Annotated in this window: 6 protein-coding genes; 5 read left to right on the forward strand and 1 reads right to left on the reverse strand. The window is 73.2% G+C overall.

Features of this window, described 5'->3' with window-relative positions; translation table 11 throughout:
• The 3 genes from E1211_RS28995 to dapF form a co-directional block, all read left to right on the forward strand.
• On the forward strand, positions 1-686 hold a 686-nt coding region (locus tag E1211_RS28995; RefSeq protein WP_243709741.1), incomplete at its 5' end, for a class III extradiol dioxygenase subunit B-like domain-containing protein.
• Positions 671-1,630 (forward strand): tRNA (adenosine(37)-N6)-dimethylallyltransferase MiaA, encoded by a 960-nt coding sequence (gene miaA, locus E1211_RS29000; RefSeq protein ID WP_132352904.1) that lies wholly within the window; start codon positions 671-673, stop codon positions 1,628-1,630. The genes E1211_RS28995 and miaA, both read left to right, overlap by 16 nt.
• A gap of 7 nt (positions 1,631-1,637) precedes the next feature.
• Positions 1,638-2,483 (forward strand): diaminopimelate epimerase, encoded by an 846-nt coding sequence (dapF, locus tag E1211_RS29005; protein WP_132352906.1) that lies wholly within the window; start codon positions 1,638-1,640, stop codon positions 2,481-2,483.
• 99 nt (positions 2,484-2,582) lie between these two features.
• Here the strand turns inward: dapF and E1211_RS29010 are convergent, their stop codons facing one another.
• The gene (locus tag E1211_RS29010; RefSeq protein WP_132352908.1) at positions 2,583-4,049 is read right to left on the reverse strand and encodes an NAD-dependent malic enzyme; all 1,467 of its coding nucleotides are present in this window, start codon (positions 4,047-4,049) and stop codon (positions 2,583-2,585) included.
• Between the two features lie 214 nt (positions 4,050-4,263).
• Here E1211_RS29010 and hflX point away from each other — a divergent pair, with 214 nt between their 5' ends.
• A complete protein-coding gene (gene hflX, locus E1211_RS29015) occupies positions 4,264-5,757 on the forward strand; it encodes a GTPase HflX (RefSeq protein WP_371686214.1) in 1,494 nt (497 codons plus the stop codon).
• Between the two features lie 129 nt (positions 5,758-5,886).
• The coding region (locus E1211_RS29020; RefSeq protein WP_132352912.1) for a hypothetical protein at positions 5,887-7,325 on the forward strand (1,439 nt) is incomplete at its 3' end.

Here is a 7,325-nt window from a genome sequence, read left to right on the forward strand (position 1 = left end):
ACCCGCCCCTGCTCGTACCCGAGGTGGCCGGTGCCGCCGCCTCCGAACTCGACGCCCTCCGCGCCGCCTGCGACACCGCGGTGAGCCGGCTGCTCGCCGCCAAGCCGGACTGCGTCGTGGTGCTCGGTTCCGGCCCGTCGACGGAGTGGATCATCCCGCCGGCGATCGGCACGCTCGGGCCGTTCGGCGTCGACCTGACCGTTCCACTCGTCCCGGCGCTGCCGGAGGGGGGCACGGTGCTCCCGATCAGCGTGACCATCGGCGCATGGCTGCTCGCCCGGCACCGGACCCGCGCGCGGATCGTCGGCATCCAGGTGACACCGGACGCGTCCGCCGACGAGATGGCCCGGCTCGCCGAGGAGATCGACACGTACCGGCCCCGGGTCGGGTTGCTGACGATGGGGGACGGGTCGGCCTGCCGGGGGCAGAAGGCGCCCGGCTACGACGACCCACGCGCGCAGGCGTACGACGAATCGGTCGCCGCGGCCCTGGCCGCCGCGGACCCCGAGGCGCTGCTCGGCCTCGACCCGGCCCTGTCGGCGGAGCTGAAGGTCGCCGGCCGCGCGCCCTGGCAGGTGCTCGCCGGGGCGGTGCGGGCGGCGGGCGGCGACTGGCGCGGTGAGCTGCACTACGACGCGGCCCCCTACGGCGTGACCTACTTCGTGGCCGGCTGGGAGGCGGCGTGAGCGGGCCGGCCGAGGCCGGCGGCGGCCGCCCCCCGGCCGGCACGGTGCTGGCCGTGGTCGGGCCGACGGCGGCCGGCAAGTCGGCCTTGAGCATCGCGCTGGCGCACGCCCTCGGCGGTGAGGTGGTCAACGCCGACTCGATGCAGCTCTACCGGGGCATGGACATCGGTACGGCCAAGCTCACCCCGGCCGAGCGTGAGGGGGTGCCGCACCACCTGCTGGACATCTGGGACGTCACCGAGCCGGCGAGCGTCGCCGAGTACCAGCGGCTGGCCCGGGCGGCGGTCGACGACATCCTGGCCCGGGGACGGGTGCCGCTGCTGGTCGGCGGTTCCGGCCTCTACGTCCGGGCGGTGCTGGAGCAGTTCGAGTTCCCGGGCACCGACCCGGCGATCCGGGAGCGGCTGGAGCGGGAGCTGGCCGAGGTCGGCCCGGCGCCCCTCCACGCGCGGCTGCGCGCCGCCGACCCGGCCGCCGCCGAGGCGATCCTGCCCGGAAACGGTCGCCGGATCGTCCGGGCCCTCGAGGTGATCGAGCTGACCGGGGCGCCGTTCACGGCCGCCCTGCCCGAACCGACCCCGTACTACCCGTCCGTGCAGGTCGGCGTCGATCTGGACACCGCGTCACTGGACGAGCGGATCGCCCTGCGGGTGGACCGGATGTGGGCCGACGGGCTGATCGCCGAGACCCGTGAGCTGGTCGGTCGCGGCCTGCCGGAGGGGCGTACGGCCAGTCGGGCGCTCGGCTACCAGCAGGTGCTGCGCTTCCTCGCCGGCGAGCTGACCGAGACCGAGGCGTACGAGGAGACGATCCGGGCGACCCGCCGCTTCGTCCGCCGGCAGCGCTCCTGGTTCCGGCGTGATCCCCGGGTCCACTGGCTCGACTCGGCCGATCCGGGTCTGGTCGTCGAGGCCCTGCGGCTGGTTCCCGCCGCTGCGCGATGATGGGGTCGTGGAGTTCACCAAGGGACATGGCACCGGCAACGATTTCGTGATCCTGCCCGACCCGGACGGGGCGCTCGACCTCACGCCCGGGCTGGTCGCCGCGCTCTGCGACCGGCGGCGCGGGATCGGCGCGGACGGGGTGCTGCGGGTCGTCCGGGCCGCCAAGCACCCGGAGGGCGCGGCGCTCGCCGGCGAGGCCGAGTGGTTCATGGACTACTGGAACTCCGACGGTTCCGCCGCCGAGATGTGCGGCAACGGGGCCCGGGTCTTCGTCCGCTACCTGGTCGACACCGGCCTGGCCGTGCTCTCGGACGAGGGGCTGCCGGTGGCGACCCGGGCCGGTGTGGTCCGCGCCCGGGTCGACGGTGACGTCATCGCCGTCGAGATGCGGCGCCCCCGGCTCTACGACACCTCCACCGCCACCCTGGGCGGGCTCACGCTGGCCGGTACCGCCGTGGACGTGGGCAACCCGCACCTGGTCTGCGCGCTGCCGGCCGGCCTCGACCTACCGGCGCTGGACCTGACCCGGGCGCCCGAGTTCGATCCGGTGGTCTTCCCGGCCGGGGTGAACGTCGAGTTCACCGCCCCCGGCGGCCCGGTGGACGGAACGGACGGGCACGTGCTGATGCGCGTCTACGAGCGTGGCTCGGCCGAGACGCTCTCCTGCGGCACGGGCACCTGCGCGGTGGCCGCGGTGGCGCTGCGGGACGCGCACCGGGACACCGGGGTGGTGGCGGTCGACGTGCCCGGCGGACGCCTCACCGTCACTGTCACGCCGGACAGCTGCTGGCTCGCCGGCCCCGCCGTGCTCGTGGCCACCGGCCGGCTGACTCCGGCCCACCTGCACGTCTGACGTCCCGCACAGCCACAGTCCACCGAAGTCCGAAGGGCGGTGCCCCTCGCGAGGCACCGCCCTTCCCAGATCTCCGGCAAGTCCGCTCCGCGGGGCCGGTCAGGGGTTGGCGGAGGCCTCGGCGGCGATCTCCGGGAGGTCGGCCGGGCCGGGGTCGGCCGCGGGCGCGGGGGCCGGGTTGTGCGCGGCGGCGCGTACGGCGGCGGCCACGGCCGGGGCGACCCGGGAGTCGAAGACGCTCGGCACGATCACCGTCGGATTGATCTTGTCTTCGCCGACCACGTCCGCGATGGCGTGGGCGGCCGCGATCGCCATCTCCTCGGTGAACTCCTCGGCGTGCGCGTCCAGCATGCCGCGGAAGACGCCGGGGAAGGCCAGCACGTTGTTGATCTGGTTGGGCTGGTCGGACCGCCCGGTGGCGACGATCGCGGCGTGCTTGCGCGCCTCCCGCGGGTCCACCTCCGGGTCCGGGTTGGCCAGCGCGAACACGATCGAGTCCTTGGCCATGGTGGCGATGTCCTCGCCGGTGAGCAGGTTCGGCGCGCTGACGCCGATGAAGACGTCGGCGTCCCGGATCGCCCCCCGCAGGTCGCCCGAGTAGTTCTCCTTGTTGGTGTTCTCGGCCAGCCACTGCCAGGCCGAGTTCAGGCCGGTCTGGCCGCGGTGCAGGGCGCCCTGCCGGTCGTACGCGATGATGTCGCCCACGCCCTGGCGCAGCAGCAGCTTCATGATCGCGGTGCCGGCGGCGCCGGCGCCGGAGACGACCACCCGGACGTCGGAGAGCTGCTTGCCCACGACGCGCAGCGCGTTGGTGAGTGCGGCCAGCACGCAGATGGCGGTGCCGTGCTGGTCGTCGTGGAAGACCGGGATGTCCAGCGCCTCGCGCAGCCGGGCCTCGATCTCGAAGCAGCGCGGCGCGGCGATGTCCTCCAGGTTGATGCCGCCGTAGGCGGGTGCGATCGCCTTGACGATCGAGACGATCTCGTCGGTGTCCTGGGTGTCGAGCACCACCGGCCAGGCGTCCACGCCGCCGAACCGCTTGAACAGCGCCGCCTTGCCCTCCATCACCGGCAGCGAGGCGGCGGGCCCGAGGTTGCCCAGGCCGAGCACAGCCGAGCCGTCGCTGACCACGGCGACGGTGTTGCGCTTGATGGTCAACCGCCGGGCGTCCGCCGGATTCTCCGCGATGGCCATGCAGACCCGCGCCACGCCGGGGGTGTACGCGCGGGAGAGTTCGTCACGGGTGCGCAGGGCGACCTTCGAGCTGACCTCGATCTTGCCGCCGAGGTGCAGCAGGAACGTCCGGTCGGAGACCTTGCGGACGTCGACCCCGTCGAGCGCGGAGATCGCCTGGACGACCTGGTCGGCGTGACCGGCGTCGGCGGTGTCGCAGGTGAGGTCGACGAGCACATGGGTGGGGTCGGAGTCGACCACGTCCAGCGCGGTGACGATCGCCCCGGCCTCTCCGACGGAGGTGGTCAGCCGCCCGATCGACGAGGCGTCCGCCGGTACGGCGATCCGGATCGTGATGGAGAATCCGGCACTCGGGAGTCGGGTGATGGCCACAGGTCTTTCCTCCGTCAACGCTGAGCGGCTCGACTCGCATTTCTACCCGCTCGCCGAGGTCGACCGGCATCCGGCCCCGCTACCGGCCGGTACGGCCACACCTCCCGCACCGGCTGCGGCCCCGGTCCCCGGACCGGCGATCATGACTCGGCGACGTGTGGCCCGGCGCGAAGCGGCCACCGGGGCATATAGCAGGTGCGCCGGGCGTTGACACATGTCAGGATTGCTTGGTACCCGACAGAACGGACAGGAGATCGGCTTGCGCGACCAGGACACCGTCGTCGTCCCCTTCGAGGACGAGGAGCTCGACGCCACCACCGGCGAGCTCGACCTGTCAGAGCGGCAGGCGCTGCGGCGGGTCCCCGGCCTCTCCACCGAACTCACGGACATCACCGAGGTCGAATACCGCCAGCTCCGCCTCGAACGGGTGGTGCTGGTCGGCGTCTGGACCGAGGGCACGCAGAGCGACGCCGAGAACTCCCTCACCGAGCTGGCCGCGCTGGCCGAGACCGCCGGCTCGCAGGTGCTGGAGGGGTTGATCCAGCGCCGTAACCGGCCCGACCCGGCGACGTACATCGGGCGGGGCAAGGTCGACGACCTGGGCTCCGTGGTGCTCGCCTCCGGCGCCGACACCGTCATCTGCGACGGCGAGCTCTCCCCGTCCCAGCTGCGCAACCTCGAGCAGCGCACCAAGGTCAAGGTGGTCGACCGGACGGCGTTGATCCTCGACATCTTCGCCCAGCACGCGAAGAGCAAGGAGGGTAAGGCGCAGGTCGAGCTGGCCCAGCTGGAGTACTTGCTGCCCCGCCTGCGCGGTTGGGGTGAGACGCTCTCCCGGCAGACCGGGGGTAGCGCGCGCGGCGGCGGCGCGGGCGGTGGTGTCGGTCTGCGCGGTCCCGGTGAGACGAAGCTGGAGACCGACCGGCGCCGGATCCGTACCCGGATCGCGCGGCTGCGCCGCGAGATCAAGAGCATGCGGACGGTACGGCAGACCAAGCGCGCCCGCCGCACCCGCAACGCGGTGCCCGCGGTCGCCATCGCCGGCTACACGAACGCCGGCAAGTCAAGCCTGCTCAACCGCCTGACCGGGGCGGGCGTGCTGGTGGAGAACGCGCTCTTCGCCACCCTGGACCCGACCATCCGCAAGACGACCACCACCGACGGGCGGGTCTACACGCTCTCCGACACGGTGGGCTTCGTCCGTCACCTGCCGCACCAGATCGTCGAGGCGTTCCGCTCGACGCTGGAGGAGGTCGGCGACGCGGACCTGGTGGTGCACGTCGTCGACGGCGCCCACCCGGATCCGCAGGAGCAGGTCCGCGCCGTGCGCGAGGTGCTCGCCGAGGTGGGCGCCGACCGGCTTCCCGAGCTGCTGGTGGTCAACAAGACCGACGCGGCGGACGAGGAGACGTTGCTGGGGCTCAAGCGCCTCTGGCCGGAGGCGATCTTCGTCTCCGCCCACTCCGGGCGCGGCGTCGACGAGCTGCGTGGCGCCATCGAGGCCCGGCTGCCGCGGCCGGCGGTGGAGGTCCGGGCGGTCCTGCCGTACGACCGGGGCGACCTGGTCGCCCGGGTGCACCGCCTCGGCGAGGTGCTCGGTACCGCGCACCTGCCGGAGGGCACCCGGGTGCACGTCCGGGTCGACCAGGCGCTCGCCGCGGAGCTGGCCCCGTACGAGGAGGGGAGCCCGGCGCCGGCGCGCCCCTAGCCCGCCTTGCCGGCGTCACCCGAGTCGCCTTGCGGGCGTCACCCGGTCGAAACCGGGGCATGCGACACTTGCGCAATGCGCCGCCCTGTTTCCTTGGTCACGGTCGCCCTCGGTCTATTCGGGGCGACCGTGGCGCTTCACGGAGTCGCGCTGGCGGCTCCCGCCGCCTCAGCCGCCGTCGACCCGGTGCCGGGTAAGAAGCGGTGCACGATCACAGACGAGCGGGCCCGTCAGCTCTCCGGTCTGGTGGCGACCAGCAGCGGATACGTCGTCGTCAACGACGGTACCGAGATCGAGTCGCGCGAGCGCGTCTTCCTGCTGAACAGCAAGTGCGGGATCGCCAAGGACCCGGTGTCGTACCCGGGTGACGGGCCGACCGACACGGAGGATCTGGCGCTCTCCCCGGACAAGAAAACGCTCTGGATCGCCGACACGGGTGACGAGCCGATCGGCGAGCGCCGCAAGTCGGTCTCGGTCTGGACGATGCCGGTCACCGGCAGCAAGAAGCCAGCCCAGCACCGCCTCACCTACCCCGAGGGCAAGCCGCACGACGCGGAGGCGCTCCTGGTCGGCGACGACAAGCTGCCGCTGATCATCACGAAGGTCACCTCGGGCGCGGCCGAGATCTACCGTCCGACGGCGGCCCTCGCCAGTGGCGACAGCGACCCGGTGCCGATGGAGAAGGTCGGCACGGTCACCCTGCCGAAGACGCAGACGGAGAACCCGCTCGGCGTGATGGGCCGGGTGGCGATCACCGGTGCGGCGCGTTCGCCGGACGGCAGCAAGGTGGTGCTGCGGACGTACGCCGACGCCTTCGAGTACGACGTGACGGGCGGCGACATCGTCAAGGCGCTCTCCAACCGCGAGCCCCGGGTGACGCCGCTGACCGATCCGTTCGGTGAGGCGATCACCTACACCCCGGACGGGAAGAGCTTCCTGACCGCCTCGGACGTCGGGAAACTCGGCGACGACGAGGCCAAGGTGGAGATTCTCAGCTACGCCCCCTCCGCCAAGGGGGCCGAGCCGATCGCCGCGGACGGGGAGGTCGAGGCGACGGCGAGTCGTTCCTGGTTCTCCAGCCTCAGCATCGAGGACATCACCTACCTGGTCGCGGCGGTCGGCTTGGTGGGTCTGCTGCTGGTCGCCGCCGGCATCGTCGGCATCCTGCGGTCCCGGAAACGTAAGGGCGCCGCGGACGACGCCTCCGGCGGTCGCCGCGACGACGACCTGCCCGGCGGCCGCCGGGACGACGAGCGTCCGGGTGTCGACCCGGGCCGTGGCGGGGTCTACGGTGGCGCCCCGGCTCGTGATCGGGGCGCGCCCGCGGGCGGCGGGGTCTACGGCGGTGGCCCGAGCCGTGGTGGTGCCGCGCCGGCCGGCGGCGGGGTCTACGGGGGTGGCCCGAGCCGTGGTGGCGCCGCGCCGGCCGGCGGCGGGCAGCTGCTCTGGCACTTCAAGCGCGGCGCTGCTCACCGTGGTGCCGAAGCGCTGGTTCCTGCTGGTGCTCGGCGTCGGGCTGGTCGCCTTCGTGCTGTCGTTCCTCTGCTGGCAGGTCTCCGCGGCCCCGG

The sequence above is a fragment of the Micromonospora sp. 15K316 genome (genome assembly GCF_004348525.1).
Taxonomy (GTDB): Bacteria; Actinomycetota; Actinomycetes; order Mycobacteriales; family Micromonosporaceae; genus Micromonospora.

What these genes read in the sequence shown, in the direction of transcription:
- hflX (WP_371686214.1), top strand. Translation starts at nt 4,264, where the DNA reads ATGTCAGGATTGCTTGGTACCCGACAGAACGGACAGGAGATCGGCTTG.